At 67.6% G+C, this 22,149-nt stretch carries 22 protein-coding genes; 7 read left to right on the forward strand and 15 right to left on the reverse strand.

Annotation, left to right across the window (positions count from 1 at the left end; translation table 11 throughout):
• Positions 1-297 precede the first annotated feature (297 nt).
• On the forward strand, positions 298-2,718 hold the full coding sequence (locus BLW83_RS07225) for a heavy metal translocating P-type ATPase (RefSeq protein WP_090847028.1): 2,421 nt from the start codon (positions 298-300) through the stop codon (positions 2,716-2,718).
• An 87-nt stretch (positions 2,719-2,805) separates the two neighbouring features.
• On the opposite strand, the gene BLW83_RS07230 is transcribed toward BLW83_RS07225, so the two are convergent.
• The 3 genes from BLW83_RS07230 to BLW83_RS07240 all read right to left on the reverse strand — a co-directional run bounded on the left by BLW83_RS07230 (position 2,806) and on the right by BLW83_RS07240 (position 4,198).
• Positions 2,806-3,495: an NAD-dependent deacylase gene (locus BLW83_RS07230; RefSeq protein WP_090847030.1), complete on the reverse strand. Its 690-nt coding sequence runs from the start codon at positions 3,493-3,495 to the stop codon at positions 2,806-2,808.
• Entirely contained in the window at positions 3,492-3,794 is a 303-nt protein-coding gene (locus tag BLW83_RS07235) for a hypothetical protein (RefSeq protein ID WP_090847032.1), read from the reverse strand. Before BLW83_RS07235 ends, BLW83_RS07230 begins: the two co-directional genes overlap by 4 nt.
• A gap of 215 nt (positions 3,795-4,009) precedes the next feature.
• A complete protein-coding gene (locus tag BLW83_RS07240; RefSeq protein WP_090847034.1) occupies positions 4,010-4,198 on the reverse strand; it encodes a cation transporter in 189 nt (62 codons plus the stop codon).
• 85 nt (positions 4,199-4,283) lie between these two features.
• Between BLW83_RS07240 and BLW83_RS07245 the strand changes: the two genes are divergently transcribed.
• Positions 4,284-5,231, forward strand: a complete 948-nt coding sequence (locus BLW83_RS07245; RefSeq protein WP_245728667.1) for a DMT family transporter — start codon at positions 4,284-4,286, stop codon at positions 5,229-5,231.
• 51 nt (positions 5,232-5,282) lie between these two features.
• Complete coding sequence (lepA, locus tag BLW83_RS07250; protein WP_090847037.1) at positions 5,283-7,082, forward strand: translation elongation factor 4; 1,800 nt, start codon at positions 5,283-5,285, stop codon at positions 7,080-7,082.
• Positions 7,083-7,406: 324 nt separating this feature from the next.
• On the opposite strand, the gene BLW83_RS07255 is transcribed toward lepA, so the two are convergent.
• Positions 7,407-7,904, reverse strand: a complete 498-nt coding sequence (locus BLW83_RS07255; protein WP_090847039.1) for an REP-associated tyrosine transposase — start codon at positions 7,902-7,904, stop codon at positions 7,407-7,409.
• Positions 7,905-8,069: 165 nt separating this feature from the next.
• Between BLW83_RS07255 and BLW83_RS07260 the strand changes: the two genes are divergently transcribed.
• Together BLW83_RS07260 and BLW83_RS07265 are read left to right on the forward strand one after the other, a co-directional pair.
• On the forward strand, positions 8,070-8,384 hold the full coding sequence (locus BLW83_RS07260; RefSeq protein ID WP_090847041.1) for a TraR/DksA family transcriptional regulator: 315 nt from the start codon (positions 8,070-8,072) through the stop codon (positions 8,382-8,384).
• Positions 8,385-8,469: 85 nt separating this feature from the next.
• Positions 8,470-8,673, forward strand: a complete 204-nt coding sequence (locus BLW83_RS07265) for a hypothetical protein (protein WP_090847043.1) — start codon at positions 8,470-8,472, stop codon at positions 8,671-8,673.
• A 13-nt stretch (positions 8,674-8,686) separates the two neighbouring features.
• Here the strand turns inward: BLW83_RS07265 and BLW83_RS07270 are convergent, their stop codons facing one another.
• The gene (locus BLW83_RS07270) at positions 8,687-9,454 is read right to left on the reverse strand and encodes an alpha/beta fold hydrolase (RefSeq protein ID WP_090847571.1); all 768 of its coding nucleotides are present in this window, start codon (positions 9,452-9,454) and stop codon (positions 8,687-8,689) included.
• Positions 9,455-9,530: 76 nt separating this feature from the next.
• Here BLW83_RS07270 and BLW83_RS07275 point away from each other — a divergent pair, with 76 nt between their 5' ends.
• Complete coding sequence (locus BLW83_RS07275; RefSeq protein ID WP_245728668.1) at positions 9,531-9,911, forward strand: hypothetical protein; 381 nt, start codon at positions 9,531-9,533, stop codon at positions 9,909-9,911.
• A 153-nt stretch (positions 9,912-10,064) separates the two neighbouring features.
• Here the strand turns inward: BLW83_RS07275 and glyA are convergent, their stop codons facing one another.
• Complete coding sequence (gene glyA / locus BLW83_RS07280) at positions 10,065-11,348, reverse strand: serine hydroxymethyltransferase (RefSeq protein WP_090847047.1); 1,284 nt, start codon at positions 11,346-11,348, stop codon at positions 10,065-10,067.
• Between the two features lie 115 nt (positions 11,349-11,463).
• Here glyA and BLW83_RS07285 point away from each other — a divergent pair, with 115 nt between their 5' ends.
• Positions 11,464-12,225, forward strand: coding sequence for an NAD kinase (locus BLW83_RS07285; RefSeq protein ID WP_090847049.1), 762 nt, complete (start codon positions 11,464-11,466; stop codon positions 12,223-12,225).
• Between the two features lie 23 nt (positions 12,226-12,248).
• Here BLW83_RS07285 and BLW83_RS07290 read toward each other — a convergent pair whose 3' ends face one another.
• The 9 genes from BLW83_RS07290 to sucD form a co-directional block, all read right to left on the reverse strand.
• Entirely contained in the window at positions 12,249-12,542 is a 294-nt protein-coding gene (locus tag BLW83_RS07290; protein ID WP_090847051.1) for a DUF2218 domain-containing protein, read from the reverse strand.
• A 37-nt stretch (positions 12,543-12,579) separates the two neighbouring features.
• Positions 12,580-13,053, reverse strand: a complete 474-nt coding sequence (locus tag BLW83_RS07295) for a lytic transglycosylase domain-containing protein (RefSeq protein WP_090847573.1) — start codon at positions 13,051-13,053, stop codon at positions 12,580-12,582.
• Positions 13,054-13,252: 199 nt separating this feature from the next.
• Positions 13,253-14,641, reverse strand: a complete 1,389-nt coding sequence (lpdA, locus tag BLW83_RS07300; RefSeq protein ID WP_245728669.1) for a dihydrolipoyl dehydrogenase — start codon at positions 14,639-14,641, stop codon at positions 13,253-13,255.
• Positions 14,642-14,721: 80 nt separating this feature from the next.
• Positions 14,722-15,120 carry an MAPEG family protein gene (locus BLW83_RS07305; protein WP_090847053.1) on the reverse strand — a complete coding sequence of 133 codons (399 nt, stop codon included), beginning with the start codon at positions 15,118-15,120 and terminating at the stop codon, positions 14,722-14,724.
• Positions 15,117-15,380: a hypothetical protein gene (locus tag BLW83_RS07310; RefSeq protein WP_090847055.1), complete on the reverse strand. Its 264-nt coding sequence runs from the start codon at positions 15,378-15,380 to the stop codon at positions 15,117-15,119. Before BLW83_RS07310 ends, BLW83_RS07305 begins: the two co-directional genes overlap by 4 nt.
• A gap of 458 nt (positions 15,381-15,838) precedes the next feature.
• Entirely contained in the window at positions 15,839-17,419 is a 1,581-nt protein-coding gene (odhB, locus tag BLW83_RS07315; protein ID WP_090847057.1) for a 2-oxoglutarate dehydrogenase complex dihydrolipoyllysine-residue succinyltransferase, read from the reverse strand.
• A 1-nt stretch (position 17,420) separates the two neighbouring features.
• Positions 17,421-20,384, reverse strand: coding sequence for a 2-oxoglutarate dehydrogenase E1 component (locus BLW83_RS07320; protein ID WP_090847059.1), 2,964 nt, complete (start codon positions 20,382-20,384; stop codon positions 17,421-17,423).
• Positions 20,381-20,902 carry a hypothetical protein gene (locus tag BLW83_RS07325; RefSeq protein ID WP_090847061.1) on the reverse strand — a complete coding sequence of 174 codons (522 nt, stop codon included), beginning with the start codon at positions 20,900-20,902 and terminating at the stop codon, positions 20,381-20,383. The genes BLW83_RS07320 and BLW83_RS07325 overlap by 4 nt, the downstream gene beginning before the upstream one ends.
• Before the next feature lie 288 nt (positions 20,903-21,190).
• The gene (gene sucD / locus BLW83_RS07330; protein WP_090847063.1) at positions 21,191-22,075 is read right to left on the reverse strand and encodes a succinate--CoA ligase subunit alpha; all 885 of its coding nucleotides are present in this window, start codon (positions 22,073-22,075) and stop codon (positions 21,191-21,193) included.
• Positions 22,076-22,149: the final 74 nt, after the last annotated feature.

Consider the following 22,149-nt stretch of genomic DNA (forward strand, 5'->3'; position numbering starts at 1 on the left):
GTAAGGAGCCCTGACCATGTGCTGCCAGTCCCGCAGGCCGATTGCCTCTGCCGACCGCGCCCCGCGCCGTGCGGCCCCGCGTCCCGCCCATCGGTGCCGCGGGCAGGGCGGGCGCGGTTGTCGCTGCCATCAGCGCGGGCGGCGGGTCACGGCGCAGGCGCGGCTGCGTCCGCGCCCGGACGACCGGATGCCGCCCCCCAGCCCGGCGCAGGCCGCGGCTGAGCCGCCGGGCCGTCCGCAGGCGCCTCCGTTCTGCCTTTTCGATGCTGAATCCCATGCGAATCGAAAAGGTATCCCATGCAACATCCCAGACAGATCGAACTTCAGCTTGATGGCCTGAGCTGCGCATCCTGCGTCGGCCGGGCCGAGCGCGCGCTGGCCGCCGTGCCCGGCGTGGCCGCGGCCAGCGTCAACCTGGCCACCCGCCGCGCCCGGCTGGAACTTGACGACGCCGCCGCCCTTGCCCCCGCGATCGAGGCCGTGGGTCGCGCGGGCTACCCCGCCGCGCTGGACAGCACGCGGCTGTCGGTCGAGGGCATGACCTGCGCCTCCTGCACCGGGCGGGTGGAACGCGCGCTGCTGGCGGTGCCCGGCGTCACCGCGGCGGAGGCGAACCTTGCCACCCGCTCGGTCACCGTCACCCATGCGCCGGGGATATCCGCGCAGGCGCTGGCGGGCACGGTAACGCGCGCGGGCTACAAGGCCAGCGTCCCCGAGGACGCCCCCGCCACCGCCCCGCCCGAGGATGAGGCCGCGGTGATGCGCCGCCGCTTTATCCTGTCGGCGGCGCTGACCCTGCCGGTGTTCATCACCGAGATGGGCGGCCACGCCTATCCGCCGTTCCACCACTGGCTGATGTCGGTGGTCGGCACGCAGCCGCTGTGGATCCTGCAATTCCTGCTGACGCTTGCGGTGCTGGCCGGGCCGGGGCGGATCTTTTTCACCATCGGTATCCCGGCGCTGCTGCGCGCAGCGCCCGAGATGAACAGCTTGGTCGCGATGGGGGCGGGGGCGGCGTTCCTGTATTCCTCGGTTGCCACCTTCGCGCCCGGCGTGCTGCCCGAGGGCGGCGTGCATGTGTATTTCGAGGCCGCAGCCGTCATCGTCACCCTGATCCTGCTGGGCCGCTGGCTTGAGGCGCGGGCGCGGGGCCGGGCGGGGCAGGCGATCCGGCGGCTGGTCGAACTCGCCCCCGCCACCGCAAGGGTGATCCGCGCGGGCGAGCCGGTCGAGGTCGCGGTGGCCGAGCTGGTCCCCGGCGATCTGGTGCAGCTTTTGCCCGGCGGCCGGATCGCCGTGGACGGCGAGCTGGTCGAGGGCGAGGGCGCGATCGACGAATCCATGCTGACCGGCGAGCCGCTGCCCGTCACCAAACGCCCCGGCGACGCGGTGACCGGGGGGACGGTGAACGGAGCCTCGGCGCTGGTTTACCGGGTGACGGCCACGGGCGCGGATACCGCGCTGGCCCGGATCGTGCGCATGGTCGAGGACGCGCAGGCCGCCAAGCTGCCGGTGCAGGGGCTGGTCGACCGGGTGACGCGGGTGTTCGTGCCGGTGGTGATTGCGCTGGCGGTGCTGAGCTTTGCGATCTGGCTGGCGCTGGGGGCGGGGCTGGCGGTGGCGCTGGTGTCGGGCATCTCGGTCATGATCATCGCCTGTCCCTGCGCGATGGGGCTGGCGGTGCCGGTCTCGATCATGGTCGGGACCGGGCGGGGGGCCGAGCTGGGCATCCTGTTTCGCCGCGGCGACGCCTTGCAGCGGCTGGCCGGCGCGCGGGTGGTCGGCTTTGACAAGACCGGCACCCTGACCATGGGCCGCCCGGCGCTGGTCGCGCTTGAGGTGGCGGATGGCGTCCCCGAGGACGAGCTGCTGCGGCTTGCCGCGGGCGCCGAGGCGCAGTCTGAACATCCGCTGGCCGCCGCGGTGATCGAGGCGGCGCGGGCGCGCGGGATTGTGCCTGCCTTGGCCAGCGGCGTGTCGGCCTCGGCCGGGCGCGGGCTGGCCGCGACGGTCGAGGGCCGCGCGGTGCTGATCGGCAACGCCCGCGCCCTGTCCGAGGCCGGGATCACCCCCGCGCCCGCGCTGATCGCCCGCGCTGATACGCTGTCGGCCGAGGCCGCGACCCCGGTGCATGTGGCGCTGGACGGCGCGCATGTCGCGGTGATGGCCATGGCCGACCCGCTGCGCGAGACCTCGGCCGCGGCGATTGCCGAGCTGCACGGGCTTGGCATTCAGACGCGGCTGATTTCCGGCGACGTGCAGGCGGCGGCGGATGCGGTCGGCGCAAAACTGGGGATGGACCACGTCACCGGCGGCGTCCTGCCCGAGGGCAAGCTGGACGCGATCCGCGCCATGGGCGAGGGCAGCGTCTTTGTCGGGGACGGCATCAACGACGCCCCGGCGCTGGCCGCGGCCGAAACCGGCATCGCCATCGGTTCGGGCACCGATGTCGCGATCGAGGCGGCCGAGGTGGTGCTGTCCTCGGGTGATCCGGCCTCGGTCCCCCGCGCCATCCGGCTGAGCCGGGCGGTGATGCGCAATATCCGCCAGAACCTGTTCTGGGCGTTCGCCTATAACGTGGCGCTGATTCCGGTGGCGATGGGGGTCCTGGTCCCCTTTGGCGGGCCGCGGCTGTCGCCGATGCTGGGGGCGGCGGCGATGGCGCTGTCCTCGGTGTTCGTGGTGACCAACGCGCTGCGGTTGCGGCGGTTTTCGTGATGATCCGGCGGCGCTGGGGGCTTCGCGCCCCCAGACCCCCGCGGGATATTTCCAGACAGAAGAAAAAGCGGGCCGGAACGGCGCGGGTCAGTCCAGCAGATCGGCGACCCAGGCGGGGACGGTGCTGGTGGCCGGGCCTTCGATCACCCGGTCGAAGCGGCCGGGGGCGGTGGCGGCGAGGTTGATCTCGACCGTTTCGGCGCCGTTGTCGCGGGCCACGTCGACGAAACCCGCCGCCGGGTAGACATTGCCCGAGGTTCCGATGGCCGCAAAGATGTCGGCGCGGTCGAGCGCCTGCTCGATGCGGTCCATGTGATAGGGCATCTCGCCGAACCACACGATGTCGGGGCGCGCGCCGGGGGTGGCGCAATCGGGGCAGGGCAGGTTCGGAGGCATGGTCTGCGGCGCCGGCCAGCGCCGGTTGCAGGCGGGGCACAGCGCCTGGTCCAGCCGCCCGTGCATGTGGATCACGTCATGCCCGCCGGCCTGTTCCAGCAGCGAATCGACGTTCTGGGTGATCAGGGTGACGCCCTCGGCCCGGCTGAGCCTTGCCAGCGCCTGATGCGCCGCGTTGGGGCGTGCGGCAGCCGCGCCGGCGCGGCGCTGGTCGTAAAACCGCAGCACCAGCGTCGGGTCGCGGCGGAACGCCTGCGGCGTCGCCACGTCCTCGACCCGGTGGCGTTCCCACAGCCCGCCCCCGTCGCGAAACGTGGCCAGCCCGCTTTCGGCGGAAAGCCCCGCGCCGGTCAGCACGACGATGCGAGGGCAGCGGCTCATCGCGCGCAGTAAAGCTCGGCGTTGCTGGCAAAGGTCTTGTAGCGCGCCCAGAACTGGTTGTCGGCGGCGGTTTTCGACATCCGCACATCCTGCGCCTGCTGGGCGTTCTGAAAGAACCCGGCCGCCCGGCGCTGGTCGGCACGCGACAGCGTCATGTTCGCGACCTGCTGGATGCAGCCGCACAGCCCCGGGTTGCGCGCACCGCGGTCCGAGCGGACGCAGGCGTTGTCGATCGGTCCGGCCACGGCAAAGGGGGTGGTCAGCAGGATGGCGGCTGCGGCCACGACGGGCTTCAACATGGGAATCTCCTGTCCTCGGGTGCTGCGCTTGCGGCAGTCGTTGTTTCCGCCGGCGGCGGCTGTCTTTCGAAATAGCACCGCCGGGGCCGTCGGGCAACAAAAGCCGACCCTTGACAACGTGAGGTGGTGTCGCAGGGCGCTGCCCACCAGATACGGCCGCTCGGTCGGGCAGTTCACCCGCCCGCGCCCGGCCTGGGCCGATTCGCGACCGGGAATCAGTCGGCGGGCGAGGGGGTGAATCCGGCCTCGGCGATGGCCTGTGCCGCGCGGGCCGCGTCCAGCCCCTCGACCGTCACGGTCTTGCTGTCCAGATCGACGGTGGCCGAGCCTCCGGCAGCGACTGCCGCCTGTTCGATGGCGGCGCGGCAGTGGCCGCAGCTCATGTCGGGGACGTGGAATTTCATGGCATGGCCTTTGGAGCTTGACGGAACGCAGCCAGTCTAGCACTGGCTTGGGAATGTCCGCCATATCCGCCATCACGAGGGTGCCATGAAAACCGGTGCCATGCCCGGGGATGCCCGCCCCGCAACCGGGTTCGGTGTCCCGCCGTCCCTGCCCGAGCCCCCGGCCGGGAATCGCCACGCCGTGGTGCTGATGACGGCCTCGATGGCGGCTTTTGCGGTCGAGGATGCGCTGGTCAAGACCCTGACCGTCACGCTGGCCCCCGGGCAGGTGGTGATGACCGTGGGGGCGTTGGGCATGGCGGTGTTCTGGCTGCTGCTGGCGCGGCAGGGGGGGCGGCTGTGGACCCGCGACCTGCTGCTGCGGCCGGTGCTGCTGCGCAATCTGGGTGAGGTTGTCGGCTCGACCGGGTTCATCATGGCCTTGGCGCTGACCGAGCTGTCCTCGGCCTCGGCCATCTTGCAGGCGCTGCCGCTGGCGCTGGTCATGGGCGGGGCGCTGTTTCTGGGCGAACGCGTCGGCTGGCGGCGGTGGAGCGCGATTCTGGTCGGTTTCGCCGGGGTGCTGCTGATCATCCGTCCCGGCACCGGCGGGTTCGAGCCGCGGTCGGTGCTGGCGCTGATCGGGGTGGCGGGGCTGGCGCTGCGCGATCTGGCGACGCGGCGGATGCCGCGCCACATCCTGTCCCACCAGCTGTCGGCCAGCGCCTTTGCCACGCTGATTCCCGGCGGGCTGGCGCTGGCCCTGCTGCTCGGAGAGCCGCTGCGCCTGCCCACCCTGGTCGAGGCCGCGGGTTTTGCCGCCTGCATCACCGTGGGCGTTGCCGGCTATGCGATGATGATCGTGGCGACACGGGTGGGCGAGGCCTCGCTGGTCGCGCCGCTGCGCTATACGCGGCTGGTCTTCGCGCTGATCGTGGCGGTGTTGGTGTTCGGCGAACGGCCCGATGCGCTGACGCTGGCGGGGGCGGCGCTGATCGTGGGTTCCGGTGGTTTCGCCATGTGGCGCGAGCTGCGGCTGGCGCGGCGCGGCTAGGTGCGCTTGCACCCCCTTTCCGCAACCCGCAGGGCGCTGTAATAGCGGCGCATGACCCAGCTTGATCTCATCCGCAATTTCTCGATCGTGGCCCATATCGACCACGGAAAATCCACGCTGGCCGACCGGCTGATCCAGATGACCGGCACGGTCGCGGAACGCGACATGAAAGCGCAGATGCTCGACAGCATGGATATCGAGCGCGAACGCGGCATCACCATCAAGGCCAACACGGTGCGGATCACCTATCCCGCCAAGGACGGCCAGACCTATGTGCTGAATCTGATCGACACCCCCGGCCACGTCGATTTCGCCTATGAGGTCAGCAGGTCCATGCGCGCGGTCGAGGGTTCGCTGCTGGTGGTCGATGCGACGCAAGGGGTCGAGGCGCAGACGCTGGCCAACGTCTATCAGGCCATCGACGCCGGGCATGAAATCGTCCCCGTCCTGAACAAGATCGACCTGCCCGCGGCCGAACCCGACCGCGTGAAGGAACAGATCGAGGATGTGATCGGCATCGACGCCCAGGATGCGGTCGAGATTTCCGCCAAGACCGGGCTTGGCATCCCCGACGTGCTGGAGGCCATCGTCACCCGCCTGCCGGCCCCCAAGGGCGACCGCGATGCCCCGTTGAAGGCGATGCTGGTCGATAGCTGGTACGACCCCTATCTGGGCGTGGTGGTGATGATCCGGGTCATGGACGGGGTGATCCGCAAGGGCGATCAGGTCCGCATGATGCAGACCGGCGCCAGCTACCGGCTGGACAAGCTGGCGGTGCTGACCCCGGCGATGAAGGACATCGAGGAACTCGGCCCGGGCGAGATCGGCGTCTTTACCGCCTCGATCAAGCAGGTGCGCGACACCCGCGTCGGCGACACCATCACCCATGAACGCAAGCCCACCGCCGCGCCCTTGCCCGGCTTCAAGCCCGCGCAGCCGGTGGTGTTCTGCGGGCTGTTCCCGGTTGACGCCAATGACTTCGAGGATCTGCGCGAGGCGATCGAGAAACTGGCCCTCAATGATGCCAGCTTCAGCTACGAGATGGAGACCTCGGCCGCGCTGGGTTTCGGTTTCCGCTGCGGTTTCTTGGGGCTGCTGCATCTTGAGGTGATCCGCGACCGGCTGGAGCGCGAATACGACCTGGACCTGATCACCACCGCGCCCTCGGTCGTGTTCCACCTGTTCATGCGCGACGGCGAGATGCGCGACCTGCACAACCCCGCCGACATGCCCGACCTGACGCTGGTCGACCGCATCGAAGAACCGCGCATCAAGGCCACGATCATGGTGCCCGACGAATATCTGGGCGATGTGCTGAAACTGTGTCAGGACCGCCGCGGCATCCAGCTGGACCTGACCTATGCCGGCAACCGGGCCATGGTGATCTATGACCTGCCGCTGGCCGAGGTGGTGTTCGATTTCTACGACCGGCTGAAATCGGTGACCAAGGGCTATGCGTCCTTCGACTATCAGATCAGCGAATACCGCGAGGATTACCTGGTCAAGATGTCGATCCTGGTCAATGACGAGCCGGTGGACGCGCTGTCGATCATGGTCCACCGCGACCGCGCCGAGGCCCGCGGCCGCGCCATGGTCGAGAAACTGAAAGACCTGATCCCCCGCCACATGTTCAAGATCCCGATCCAGGCGGCGATCGGCGGAAGAGTGATCGCCCGCGAAACCCTGGCGGCTTTGCGCAAAGACGTGACCGCCAAATGCTACGGCGGCGACGCGACGCGGAAAAAGAAGTTGCTTGAGAAGCAAAAGGCCGGGAAAAAGAAGATGCGCCAGTTCGGGAAAGTGGAGATTCCGCAGTCGGCGTTTATTTCGGCGTTGAAGATGGATGATTGAGGGGTAACTCAGCCGCATAACGGTGCGTGGAAACCACGCACCCTACGGGTTGCCCTTTGCCCGTTCCCGTCGCTGCCCACCTGTCTCTCGGCAAACCGAGGAATACAGCGAATCCAGCGAGGGTAGGGTGCGTGCTCCGCACGCACCATCCCGCCGCATAACGGTGCGTGGAAACCACGCACCCTACGGATGGCCCTTTGCCCATTCCCATCGCGGCCCGCCTGTCTCTCGGCAAACCGAGGGATACGGCGAATCCAGCAAGCGTAGGGTGTGTGCTCCGCACGCACCATCCCGCCGCGCAACGGTGCGTGGAAACCACGCACCCTACGGGTTGTCCGTCGCCCATTCCCATCGCGGCCCGCCGATTTCGCGGTGAACCGAGGAATACGGCCAATCCAGCGCCCGCGCCACCAGCCCGTGCTTCACCGGGTTGAACCAGCAATAGCGCAGATGCGCCGCGAAATCCTCTTCATCCCGGATGTGGTGGTCCCAGAACCGCCGCTGCCACACCGCGCGCTCGCCCCGCGCCACATGGCTGGCGCGCCGGGGGCCGGGCTCCACACCCCGCGAAAACCGCGCCTTGATCAGACGCCATCGCGTCGCGTAATCCGCGTCACCCTCGGGCATTTGCCAGATGCAATGCAGATGGTCCGGCAACACCACCCATGCCTCGATCGCAAACGGCCGTTCCGCGCGGGTGTCGCGGACGGACTGGCGCAGGCGCTCGACCTCGGTGACCAGCAGCTGCGACCCGCGCACCGCCAGCGCAACCGTAAAGAAGATCGTGGCGCCGTTGCGGCGCGGTCTGATGTAGCGCGACATTCCCGCATCCTGCGCCGCAACTGGTTAAGAAACCTTCACTGCCGGAACTTGCCGCGCAGATTTCGACAGCCGCCCACACCTGCCCGCGACCTTCGGCCCCTTGCGGGCCTCTTGACGCAAGCCCTTGTGCGGCCCCACTCTCTCTTGAACCACCGGAGAGATCCCATGACCCCCGAGACCGCCCGCAAGATCCTGAACGCTCGCCGCAAAGAGCTGCTGGCCTCGCTCTTGTCGATCGAGGATCAGCTTGATGACCCCATGCCGCAGGACTGGGACGACGCCGCGACCGAGCGGCAGGGGGATGAGGTGCTGTCCGCGCTTGGCCTGTCCGATCAGGCCGAACTGCGCCGGATCGACGCGGCGCTGGCCCGGATCGAGGCGGGGGAATACGGCGATTGCGTCAAATGCGGCAACCCGATCCCGAAAAAGCGGCTGGAGCTGCTGCCCGACACCCCGTTCTGCGCCAATTGTGCGGTCTGACCGGGGCGGCTTACTGATCTGGATCAAGGCGCCTGTGGCCGCGACCGGCCAGAATCAGGGGCGATTTTTCTGAAAGGGCCGCGTAATGCCGCGTCTGTTCCTGCTGCTTTTGTCGATCTCGATGGCCACGCTGGCCGGTATCGGCGTCATCGTTGCGCTGGTGATGGGGTATTACCACTGGCAACCCATCGCGCTGTCGGCGGCGCTGGGGGCGCTGATCTCGCTGCCGGTCAGCTGGATCGCGGCGCGGCGGATCCAGGACATGGACCCGCTGGACAGCCCCGAATGACGCCCGCTAGCCGTTAACCGTTGACGAACGCGGCGACCCGGCCGGCCACCTCGGCCGGCTTTTCGGCGTGCAGCCAATGGCCGGTGCCGGGGATGCAGTCGATCTGCGCCTGCGGGAACAGCGTAGTGATCGCAGCCTTGCCCTCGGGTTGGACATAGGGGCTGTCGCCGCCATGCAGAAACAGCGCCGGCCCGGCAAAGGGCGTGCCGCCCGCGGGCCAGCCGGTCAGCTGCCCCATCTGCGCGCGCAGGGCCGACAGATTCATCTTCCACCGCGGCGGCTGGGTCTTGAGGTCCAGCGATTGCAGCAGGAACGCCCGCACCCCGGCGTCATCCAGCTGCGCGGACAGCGCCCGGTCGGCGGCGGAACGGGTGGTGATGCCGGTCAGGTCGGTGGCGTCGAGCGCGTCGATGATGGCCATCTGGCTGTGCGGATAGGCGACCGGCGCGATGTCCAGCGCCACCAGCCGCCGCACTCGGCCAGGTCGGGTCAGCGCCAGCCACATCGCGGCCTTGCCGCCCATCGAATGCCCGACCACATCGGCGCGCCCGCCGTGTGCCGCAATCACCTGCGCCAGATCCTCGGCCATCGCCTCGTAATCATGGCGGGCGTCCCAGGGCGAATCGCCGTGGTTGCGCATGTCGACGGCGATCACCTGCCGCGTCTCGGCCAGGGCACGCGCGATCACCCCCAGGTTGCGGGCCTGCCCGAACAACCCATGGGCCAGCAGGACGGGCGGCAGCGGGCCGGCGGTGCCGGTGATGGTCAGCGACAGTTCCATGCCCATGCTCTAGCCGTTCTGGTGAAGCCGCCACAAGGGGCATATCCTGCCCATGGGAATCGCAGGCGGAGGGAACATGGCGCAGGACGTGCCGGCAATGGCCGACGAGGTGGCGGCGCTGATGGCGCAACGGCTTGGCGGTGCGCGGAGGGGCAGCCAGCCGGATCTGGCCACCATGATTCGCCGCCGCGGAGGGGCCTTGCCCCGCCGGCAGCGGAGGGCGGCGCAGGTGCTGCTCAGGGCGCAGGCACAGGCCGCCAGCCCCAAGGTCGCGCGACAGATGGACAGCACCGCCGCCACCCGCGCCCATGCCGAACTGCTGCGCTATCTGCGCCGGCTGGGCGGCGCGGCGCGCTGGCAGGCGGGGGCGCTGAACGTGGCGGCGGCGGTGATGATGGGGCTGCTGCTGGTCGGCGCCATCGCAGTGTGGATCATGGTGCGTCGCGGTCTGGCCTGACAAAAACAGGCGCCCCGGCAAGGGCGCCTGTTTCTTCCTTGTGAAAATATCCCGGGGCTTCCGAGCGCCCGGAAAACAGTCCGGCGGACTGTTTTCAGCGAGGAAGGCCACGGCAGTGGCCCGGGGCAGAGCCCCGCTCCGGCGGTGATACCCCTACATCCCCGCGTAAAGCGGGAACTTGGCGCACAGCGCCTTGACCTCAGCCGCCACGCGGGCCTCGATTTCGGCGTTGCCGTCCTCGCCGTTGGCGGCCAGCCCGTCGACCACCTCGACGATCCAGCGGGCGATCTGGCGGAACTCGGCCTCGCCGAAGCCGCGGGTGGTGCCGGCGGGGCTGCCCAGGCGGATGCCGCTGGTCACGAACGGCTTTTCGGGGTCGAACGGCACGCCGTTCTTGTTGCAGGTGATGTTGGCGCGACCCAGCGCGGCCTCGGTCGCCTTGCCGGTCACGCGCTTGGGGCGCAGGTCGGCCAGACACAGGTGGTTGTCGGTGCCGCCCGACACGATGTCGATGCCGCCCTTCATCAGCTCATCGGCCATCGCGCGGGCATTCGTCACCACCTGCGCGGCGTAGTCCTTGAACGAAGGGTCCAGCGCCTCGCGCAGCGCCACCGCCTTGGCGGCGATCACATGCATCAGCGGCCCACCCTGAAGACCCGGGAACACCGCCGAGTTGATCTTTTTCGCGATATCCGCGTCGTTGGTCAGCACCATGCCGCCGCGCGGGCCGCGCAGGGATTTATGCGTGGTCGTGGTCACCACATGCGCATGGGGCAGGGGCGAGGGATGCTGCCCGCCCGCGACCAGCCCGGCGATATGGGCCATGTCCACCATCAGATATGCGCCCACCTCGTCGGCGATGGCGCGAAACGCGGCCCAGTCCCAGACGCGGGAATAGGCGGTGCCGCCGGCGACGATCAGCTTGGGCTTGTGTTCCAGCGCCTTGGCGCGGATTTCCTCCATGTCCAGCAGCTGGTCCTGCTGGCGCACGCCGTAGCTGACCACGTTGAACCACTTGCCCGACATGTTCACCGGCGAGCCGTGGGTCAGGTGCCCGCCCGAGTTCAGGTCCAGCCCCATGAAGGTATCGCCCGGCTTCAGCAGCGCCAGAAACACCGCCTGGTTCATCTGGCTGCCGCTGTTGGGCTGCACGTTGGCAAAGCCGCAGCCGAACAGCTGCTTGGCCCGCTCGATCGCCAGATCCTCGACGATATCGACATATTGGCAGCCGCCGTAATAGCGCTTGCCCGGGTAGCCCTCGGCGTATTTGTTGGTCAGGACCGAGCCCTGTGCTTCCAGCACCGCGCGGCTGACGATGTTTTCCGACGCGATCAGCTCGATCTCGTCGCGCTGGCGACCCAGCTCCTTGCCGATGGCGTCAAAGATGTCGGGGTCGCGCTGCGAAAGGGGGGCGGTGAAAAACGCGCTGTCGGTCATGATGTCCTCCGGGCCGGGTTCGACAGCCTGTTAGCGGCTTTGGCCGGCGCTTTCCAGAGCCGGAAGCCAAGGGAAAACAAGCCGCCCCTTGCCAAGCGGCGCGCTTGGTGCATGGATGCCCGCCATGACGACGATCCATTTCTGCGCCAGCGAAACCGATACCGCCCTGTCCGCGCTTGGGCGGCTGATGCAGCGCTATGGACAGGCGCCCGCGGCCCGCGCCGATGTAGTGGTGGCGCTGGGGGGCGACGGGTTCCTGCTGTCCACGCTGCGCCAGAATCTGGGCAAGCCGGTTTACGGGATGAACCGCGGCACCGTCGGTTTTCTGATGAACGACTATGCCGAGGACGGGCTGCACGAACGTATCGCCGCGGCCGAGGACACGGTGATCAACCCGCTGTCGATGGTGGCGGGGTCGGCAGATGGCGCCGAATACCGCGCGCTGGCCATCAACGAGGTCAGCATGTTGCGCACCGGGCCGCAGGCCGCCAGCATCCGCATCACCGTGGACGGGCGGGTCCGGATGGAGGAGCTGATCTGCGACGGGCTGATGGTGGCGACGCCCGCGGGCTCGACCGCCTATAACTATTCCGCCGGCGGGCCGATCCTGCCGATGGGTTCGGACGTGCTGGCGCTGACCCCGATCGCCTCGTTCCGGCCGCGGCGCTGGCGCGGCGCGATCCTGCGCCATGATTCGGTGATCCGGCTGGACGTGCTGGACGCGGGCAAGCGCCCGGTGATGGCGGACGCCGATTCCAAGCAGGTCGACCGGGTGCTGTGGGTCGAGATCCGCAGCGAGCCTCGCGTCGCCCACCGGCTGCTGTTCGACCACGGCCACGGGATGGAGGAACGGATGATGCGCGAGCAGTTCCTGTAGAAACCCGCTCGCACGGGCCCGGCTCAGCCCTGCCAGTCGAAGCTCAGTTCCTCGCGAAAGGCAAAGCGCTGGATATGGGCGTCGATGATCTTTTGCGTCGAGGCGACAAGCTCCGCCGGGGCGCTCAACCCGATGCGCAGCGCCTGCGGCTCGGCGGTCAGCGTGATCACGCGGTCGTCGGGCATGGCGATGCGGCCCTGTGTCGGGTCGAACTCGACCTCGAATTTGTGGGCCCAATGCTTGCAGAGCTGTTGCAGATAGCGGCTGCCGTGTTCGGTGGCGACGGTGCAGGAGGTGAGGGTCGGATTCTGTGTCATGCCCCTGACCTAAGCCCGCCGCCCCGGCCGCACAAGCTCAGCGTAGCCCGGTGGCTTCCAGCAGCCCCTTGCGCTTGGCCTCGTAGTAATAGCCGCGGGCATACCATTTCACCGCCGCGTCGTGGTTGCCGTCGGCGACCATATAGGCGCCGCGCAGGTATTTGACGCCGTATTTCAGGTTGGTCTCGGCATCCAGCAGCCCGGCCGGCTCTCCGCGATAGCCCATGCCGCGGGCGGTCGCGGGCAGGATCTGCATCAGCCCGTAATAAGGGCCGTTGCGGGCGCCGGGACGATGGCTGCTTTCGCGGATCACCACCCGGTGCACCAGATCCTCGGGAACGCCGTAGGCGCGGGAATATTTCTGGATCAGCGCCCGCAGCTCGGGCGTCTCGTTGGGATGCAGCGCGGCCTGCGATACCCGCGGCTGGACGAAATACATCGGGTCGGGCTTGCCGCCGCCACAGGCGGCAAGGGCGGAAACCAGCGCCAGCGCGCCGATGCGGGAAATCATGGGGGTCATCACTGCCTCGGGGATTTTTTGCAGCTGGTTGCACCTTGCATAGCGCGCAGCACCCCGGCCCGTCAGTCGCAAAGCGACAACCACAGGGCGCCACCGCCCCGCTCGGCAAGAAATCGCCGAGATTTCTTTCTGGTGAAAATACCCACGGCCGCAGGCCGGCCGGGCCAATGGCCCGGCCTGTTGTCGCGCCTCAGACGTGGATGGCGCCGTCGCCGCAGGCCAGCGCGGCCTCGCGCACGGCTTCGGACACGGTGGGATGGGCGTGGCAGGTCAGCGCCACATCCTCGGCCGAGGCCCCGAACTCCATCGCCACGCAGATCTCGTGGATCATCTCGCCCGCGCCGGGACCGATGATGTGGCAGCCGAGGATACGGTCGGTGTCGGCATCGGCGATCAGCTTGACGAAGCCCTCGGCCTGCAACATGGCCTTGGCGCGGGCGTTGCCCATCAGGGGGAACTTGCCGGTCCTGATCTTGCGCCCCGAGGCCTTCGCCGCCTCTTCGGTCAGCCCGACCGAGGCGATTTCAGGCGTGGTATAGATCACGCTGGGGATCACGTCGTAATTCACATGCCCATGCCTGCCGGCGATCACCGCGGCCACGGCCATGCCTTCGTCCTCGGCCTTGTGGGCCAGCATCGGGCCGGGCACCGCGTCGCCGATGGCGTAGATGCCGGGGACGCTCGTCGCCCATGTCGCGTCGACCGCGATCTGGCCGCGGTCGGTCAGCTGCACCCCCAGCGCGTCCAGCCCCAGCCCGTCGTGATAGGGGCGCCGGCCGGTGGCGACCAGCACCACATCCGCTGCGATCCGCCGTTCCTCGCCGCCCTTTTTCGGCGTGTAGATCACGGTTGCGCCGCTGTCGGTCGCCTCGACCCCCGATACCGCGGCGCCAAGGACGAACTTGAACCCTTGCTTGGACAGGATCCTCTGAAAGGTTTTCTGCACCTCGGCATCCATGCCTTGGGTGATCGCGTCCAGATATTCGACCACCGTGACCTGCGCGCCCAGCCGGCTGTAGACCGAGCCGAGTTCCAGCCCGATCACGCCCGCGCCGATCACCACCATGGTTTCGGGAATGGTCTTCAGTGCCAGCGCGCCGGTGGAATCGACCACCACGCCGGCGTCGTTGTCGACCTGCACCCCTTTCAGCGCCGAGGGCACCGACCCCGAGGCGATGACGATGTTTTTCGTCTCATGCACCGTGTCGCCGACCTTGACCTTGCCCGGCGCGGCGATCTCGGCCCAGCCCTTGAGCCAGTCGATCTTGTTCTTCTTGAACAGGAACTCGATGCCCTTGGTGTTGGTGCCGACGGTTTCGTCCTTGTAGCCCAGCATCCGGCCCCAGTCGATGTCGGCGGTCGCGTTCATCAGCCCCAGCCTGGCGAAGTTTTCATGCAGCTCATGGGCCATGTGGCTGGCGTGCAGCAGCGCCTTGGACGGGATGCAGCCCACGTTCAGGCAGGTGCCGCCCAGGGTCTCGCGCCCCTCGACACAGGCGACCTTGAGCCCCAGCTGCGCCGCGCGGATGGCGCAGACATAGCCCCCGGGGCCGGCGCCGATGACGATCAGATCATACATTCACATGGTCCTTTGTTCTGGGGTGAGCCGGGGGCTTCGCGCCCCCGGACCCCCGCGGGATATTTCCAGACAGAAGATGTTCACAGGATCGCCGCGAGGATCATGGCCATCGTGGCAAGAAAGCCTGCGCCGAAGATTGCCGAGCGCCCCGGCACCCAGCCAAGCGCATAGGCCGGGACATAGAGGATGCGGGCGATCAGATAGGCCCAGGCGCAGGCGGCGGTCAGCGCCCCGTTCGAGCGGGTGAGCTGCACCAGCACCACGGCGATGGTGAAAAACACCAGCGCCTCGAAGTGGTTGTCCACCGCGCGGCGCAGCCGGCCGGTCAGGGGCGAGAATGCCGGCGCGCTGTCGCGAGGGCCGGCGTTCCATGCCGCCAGCCCGTCGCGGTTCATCGACCATGCCGCCAGCCCGATCTGCACCGCTTGCAGGATCGCGGCCAGCCCGAGGACCAGCAGCTCGGCCGAGGGCGCGCTCATGCGGTCTGCACCGGGTGGTATGCGGCCGCCTGCACCCCGGCGCGGCTGGCAAAGACCTCGCCCCCGGCGCCTTGCAGATAGTCGAGCGCGCGCTTGCCGTCGGCGATGGCGTAGAGCACCCAGACCCGGGTCTCGCCCTCGCGCCAGATTTGCAGCACCGACAACGAGGCATGGCCGCGGTCCTCGGCATCCGCGTCGAATTCGCTGCGGAACTGCGGATAGTCGGCGATGTCGTAGCGGGCGATCAGCTGGTTGGTCATGGGATGATCCACTCAGGTGGCACTAGTTCCGTGTAAGAATGAAGCTAGTAGGAGATGATCCGGTCGAGGTTACATACGTAAAATTACCTTCATAGCGGAACCCGTATCCGGGGTGTTCAGACTTATGCTTCCGGTAGAACACGACAATTTCGTCTCCGTTCGTCTGATGATCTTTTATAAGCGCATCTGTTCTGCCACTGGTTTGGCCCTGCCAACCAAGTGTATTCCCCACCAGACGGTCCCGATACGCGGTCCTATCCGCTTGCTTGACTTCAGTGACGAACAACCAAATCGAACTTTTCCCACGTGGGCGGAAGACGCCATTGTTGATTGTGGCGTCGATGATCCCATAAGCTGCCTTAAGGTCGTCGCGGGTGTAAATACACCCGCGAACCAGATCCACCGATGTGGACTTTGCGCCAGAATCCACCAGGGAACGATTATAGCGAACCATTTTTTCACAGGTCCATCAGCAGCCGGCGCGGATCCTCCAGCGCCTCTTTCACGCGCACGAGGAAGGTGACCGCGCCCTTGCCGTCGACGATGCGGTGATCGTAGCTCAGCGCCAGATACATCATCGGGCGGATCACGATCTGGCCGCCGACCACCACCGGGCGGTCCTGGATCTTGTGCATCCCCAGGATCCCCGATTGCGGCGGGTTCAGGATCGGCGAGGACATCAGCGAGCCATAGACCCCGCCGTTCGAGATGGTGAAGCTGCCGCCCTGCATGTCGGCCATGGTCAGCTTGCCGTCGCGCGCGCGCAGCCCCAGCTCGGCGATCTGCTTTTCGATGTCGGCAAAGGAAAGCTGGTCGGCGTCACGGACCACCGGCACCACCAGCCCGTTCGGGGTGCCCACCGCCACGCCCATATGCACGAAGTTCTTGTACACGATGTCGCCGCCGTCGATTTCGGCATTGACCTCGGGGACTTCCTTCAGCGCGTGGCAGCACGCCTTCACGAAGAAGGACATGAAGCCCAGCTTGACGCGGTGCTTTTTCTCGAACTGGTCCTTGTAGGCGCTGCGCAGCTCCATGATGCCGGACATGTCCACCTCGTTATAGGTGGTCAGGATCGCGGCGGTGTTCTGCGCGTCCTTGAGCCGGCGGGCGATGGTGGCGCGCAGGCGGGTCATGCGAACCCGTTCCTCGCGATGCGAATCCTCGGCCGAAGAGGGGGCGCGCGGGGCCGGGGCGGGGGTTGCGGCGGGGGTAGGGGCCGCGGCGCCGCGGGCCACGTCCTCTTTCATCACCCTGCCGTCGCGGCCCGAGCCTTGCAGCTGATCGCGGCTGACCCCGGATTCGGCCATGGCCCGTTTCGCCGAGGGCGCATCCTCGATGTCACTGCGGGGCGTCAGCTGTTCGGGGCCGGCGCCGGGCGAATTCACCATGTCGGCCTGTTCAAGCCGCTTGTCGGGGTCGCTGACCGGGGCGTCGCCCGGGCCGGCGCCGCCGGTCGAGCCGCCAGCGGCGCCCTCGGTGATGATCGCCAGCCGCGCCTTGGCGTCGACGGTGGCGCCTTCCTCGGCGAGGATCTCGGCCAGCACGCCGGCCACGGGGCTGGGCACCTCGACCGAGACCTTGTCGGTTTCCAGCTCGCACAGCATCTCGTCCTGCGCGACGGCGTCGCCAACTTTCTTGAACCAGGTGGCGACCGTGGCTTCGGTCACGCTTTCGCCCAAGGTGGGCACCATCACGTCAACGGTTTTTCCGGCCATTTTCGGCATACCCCTGTCTGCGGTCTCGTCTGTGGCGGGCTGTGCCGCGCCGGTGGTTGCATCGCGCGGGGCGGCGGCCGCCCCCGTCTCGTCGATCTGCGCCAGCAGCGCGTCCGGGCCGACCGTCCCGCCCTCGGGCGCGACGATTTCGGCCAGGATGCCGGCGACGGGGCTGGGCACCTCGACCGTCACCTTGTCGGTTTCCAGCTCGCACAGCATCTCGTCCACCGCCACCGCGTCGCCCGGTTTCTTGAACCAGGTCGCGACGGTCGCTTCCGAGACGCTTTCCCCCAGGGTGGGGACGCGGACTTCGGTGGCCATGCTATCCTCCGATCGTGATCGCCTCGGCGACCAGCGTATCCTGTTCCAGCTTGTGGCGGCTGGCCAGCCCGGTCGCGACCGAGGCCTGCGCCACCCGCCCGACATAGCGCGCGCGGGGGTGGTCGGCGCCGACGCGGTTCAGCACCCATTCCAGATTCGGCTCGACAAAGCTCCAGCCGCCCTGGTTCTTGGGCTCTTCCTGGCACCAGACGATCTCGGCGTGGCGGAAACGTTCCAGTTCCTTGGTCAGCGTCTGCGCCGGGAAGGGATAGAACTGTTCCAGCCGCAGCAGATACACGTCGTCGGCCCCGGCCTCGTTCCGCGCGGCCAGCAGGTCATAATAGACCTTGCCCGAGCAGATCACCACGCGGCGGATGCGTTCGTCGGGCGCCAGCTGGAAATCGACGGTGCCGCGCTGCGCGTCGTCATGCAGCACCCGGTGAAAGGTCGAGCCGGTCTGGAACTCGGCCGCGCTCGACACCGCCTGCGGGTGACGCAGCAGCGATTTCGGCGTCATCAGCATCAGCGGCTTGCGGAACGGCCGGTGGATCTGGCGGCGCAGGATGTGGAAATAGTTGGCCGGAGTCGTCAGGTTGGCCACGATCCAGTTGTCCTCGGCGCACATCTGCAACCAGCGTTCCAGCCGGGCGGACGAGTGTTCCGGCCCCTGGCCCTCGAACCCGTGCGGCATCAGCACCACCAGCCCCGACATGCGCAGCCATTTCTTTTCCCCCGAGGAAATGAACTGGTCGAACATGATCTGCGCGCCGTTGGCGAAATCGCCGAACTGGGCCTCCCACATGGTCAAGGCGTTCGGTTCGGCCATGGAATAGCCGTATTCGAAACCCAGCACCGCGTATTCCGACAGCATCGAGTCGATAACCTCGTAGCGGGCCTGACCGTCGCGGATGTGGTTCAGCGGATAGTGGCGGTCCTCGGTCGCCTGATCGACAAAGGCCGAATGGCGCTGGCTGAAGGTGCCGCGGGCGCTGTCCTGCCCGGCCAGCCGCACGGGGTGGTTTTCCAGCAGCAGGCTGCCGAAAGCCAGCGCCTCGCCGGTGGCCCAGTCAAAGCCCTGTCCGGTCTCGAACATCTGCTTTTTGGCATCGAGCAGCCGCGACACGGTGCGGTGCAGGTTGAACCCTTCGGGAACGCGGGTCATCGCGGCGCCGATCTCGGCCATGGTCTCGGCCGAGATGCAGGTCTCGCCGGGGTGGTAATCCTCGCCCTCGGGGGTCAGCCCGGCCCATTTGCCGTCCAGCCAGTCGGCCTTGTTGGGCTTGAAGTTCTTGCCAGCCTCGAATTCCTCGTTCAGATGCGCCTGGAACGCGGCCTTGAGATCCTCGATCTCGCCCTCGGGGATCAGCCCGTCCTTGACCAGCCGTTCGGTATACAGTTGCAGCGTGGTCTTGTGGGACTTGATTTCCTTGTACATCACCGGGTTGGTGAACATGGGCTCGTCGCCCTCGTTGTGACCGAAGCGGCGATAGCAGAAGATGTCCAGCACCACGTCCTTGTGGAATTTCTGCCGGAATTCGGTGGCGACGCGGGCGGCATGGACCACGGCCTCGGGGTCGTCGCCGTTGACGTGAAAGATCGGCGCCTCGACCATCAGCGCGATGTCGGTCGGATAGGGCGAGCTGCGGCTGAAATGCGGCGCCGTGGTAAAGCCGATCTGGTTGTTCACGATGATATGGATGGTGCCGCCGGTGCGATGCCCGCGGATGCCCGACAGTTGCAGACATTCCGCCACAACGCCCTGGCCGGCAAAGGCCGCGTCCCCGTGCAGCAGCACCGGGATCACCGAGGTGCGGTCGGTCTGGTCGTTCAGCTGGTCCTGCTTGGCCCGGACCTTGCCCAGCACCACCGGGTTCACCGCCTCAAGATGCGAGGGGTTGGCGGTCAGCGACAGATGCACCTCGTTGCCGTCGAATTCGCGGTCGGAACTGGCGCCGAGGTGGTATTTCACGTCGCCCGAGCCGTCCACGTCCTCGGGCTTGTAGCTGCCGCCCTGGAATTCGTGGAAGATCGCGCGATAGGGCTTGCCCATCACGTTGGCCAGAACCGACAGCCGGCCGCGGTGAGGCATGCCGATGGCGATTTCCTTGGCCCCCAGCGCGCCGCCGCGCTTGATGATCTGTTCCATCGCGGGGATCAGCGCCTCGCCGCCGTCAAGCCCGAAACGCTTGGTCCCCATGTATTTGACATGCAGGAATTTTTCGAAGCCCTCGGCCTCGACCAGCTTTTTGAGAATGGCGCGCCGGCCCTCTTGGGTGAACTGGATTTCTTTGCCGTAGCCCTCGATCCGTTCCTTCAGCCAGGCGGATTGCTCGGGGTCGGAAATATGCATGAACTGCAACGCAAAGGTGCCGCAATAGGTGCGCTTCATCAGCTCGGTGATCTGGCGGATCGACGCGACCTGTAGCCCCAGCACATTGTCGATAAAGATCGGCCGGTCGAGATCGCTGGCGGTAAAACCGTAGGTCTCGGGGTCCAGCTCGCCCAGGGGCGGCATCTCGCGCATCCCCAGCGGGTCGAGATCGGCGAACAGATGCCCGCGGATGCGATAGGCGCGGATCAGCATGATCGCGCGCACGCTGTCCATGACCGCGCGGCGCAGTTGCTCGTCCGACAGCGAAATGCCCTTGTCGGCGGCCTTGCTGGCGATCTTGTCCTGCGCGGCCTTGCCCTCGGCCTTGGGCGCGGGCCATTCGCCGGTCAGCGCGGCGGTGTTGTCGTCGGCCGGCACCGGCGGCCAGTCGCGCCGCGCCCAGCTTGCCCCCTGCGCCTCGCGCGTGACCGCTGCCGGCTCGTCCCCAAGGCTGCGGAAATATTCGTCCCAGACCTGATCGACGGCGGCGGGATCGTTGGCCCATTGGCCGTAAAGCTGTTCCACCCAGGCGGCATTCGCCCCCTGAAGGAACGAGCTGTCGTGAAAGGCGGCGTTGGGAGATTGATCGTTCATGGATTGACCTCAAGATACGAGGGAGTTGTGGCCAGATCATCGGGTAACGTCGGGTGCCGGGGCGCCGAAGGCCGCAGCAGAAGAACAAGGATCCACAGCTGCACGACCAGTGCCACCGCGGAAACCACCAGCATGAGGAACATGAAAGCAAAGGCCGAGCCGACCAGCTCGGTCACGCCCGCGACGGCAATCGCAGGAAGCAGCGGCAGAAGCCCGGCCGGGCCGGCCGCGTTTTCCGCCAACTGCCGGGTTGCCGGCAGGTCGGGGCCCCCGGCTGTCAGCATTGCCAGCCAGGGCAGCGCAGGCAGGGCCAGCAATGCCGCGGCAAGCGCGCCGCGCGTCAACCGCGGCACGGCGGCGTCATGCAGCCGGGCCAGCGTCAACGGCAGCAACGGCAGCCAGAACGCCCAGAGCGCCCAGATCACGCCGACCTCTCCGTCCGGCAGCGGCGCCGGGATTTCGAACCCGGTCCGATGAACCGCCCAGATCAGCACGACCAGCGCAGCGGCAAGCGGCAATGCTCGCCGCCAGAACTCTGTCCGGCCGACCGACCGCAAGGGAAACAGGGGCGCCAGGCAGGATGGACAAACGGTCATCGGCCGCCAGCCCCGCGTGCTGTCAAGGCTGCATATCCGGGCACGGCAGGCGCTCCATTTCCCGGGCGCCGATCCCACGCCACGGCAGCATCCTCGCGCCACTGGTTCGAGGGCGACACTGCCGGCAGACATGGGACGGACGGTTTCACGCAGCTTCCCCGATCTCACTCCGCCCCAGCCTATGCCGGGGCGGACCATCCTCCAATAGGCTCAGCGCCCGATGGCCTTGAGCACCGCCTCGCCCAGCCCGGCAGGGCTGTCGGCGACGATGATGCCGGCCTCTTTCATCGCGGCGATCTTGGATTCCGCGTCGCCCTTGCCGCCCGAGACGATGGCGCCGGCATGGCCCATGCGGCGGCCGGGGGGGGCGGTGCGCCCGGCGATGAAGCCGGCGGTGGGCTTCCAGCGGCCGCGCTTTTTCTCGTCGGCCAGGAACTGCGCGGCCTCTTCCTCGGCCGAGCCGCCGATTTCGCCGATCATGATGATCGATTCGGTTTCCGGGTCGGCCAGGAACATCTCGAGCACGTCGATATGCTCCATCCCCTTGATCGGGTCGCCGCCGATGCCGACGGCCGAGGACTGGCCCAGCCCCACATCCGAGGTCTGCTTGACCGCCTCATAGGTCAGGGTGCCGGAACGCGAGACCACGCCGACCGAGCCGCGGCGGAAGATCGAGCCGGGCATGATGCCGATCTTGCATTCGTCGGGGGTCATGATGCCGGGGCAGTTCGGCCCGATCAGGCGGCTGGACGAACCCTCCAGCGCGCGCTTGACCCGCATCATGTCCAGCACCGGGATGCCTTCGGTGATGCAGACGATCAGCGGGATTTCGGCGTCGATCGCCTCCAGGATGGAATCGGCCGCAAAGGGCGGCGGCACATAGATCACGCTGGCGTTGGCGCCGGTGCGCTCGGCCGCCTCGTGGACCGAGTTGAAGACCGGCAGGTCCAGATGCGTGGTGCCGCCCTTGCCCGGCGTCACGCCGCCGACCATCTGCGTGCCATAGGCGATCGCCTGCTCGGTGTGGAAGGTGCCCTGAGACCCGGTGATCCCCTGGCAGATGACTTTGGTATTCTTGTCAACGAGAACGGCCATTAAGCGTTTCCTCTGTTCTCTTTGCCGACGTCGCCCTGGCAGGTCTTGCAGATGCCATTGTGATAATCAGGCTT

This window comes from Paracoccus alkenifer (genome assembly GCF_900108405.1).
GTDB classification, from domain to species: Bacteria; Pseudomonadota; Alphaproteobacteria; order Rhodobacterales; family Rhodobacteraceae; genus Paracoccus; species Paracoccus alkenifer.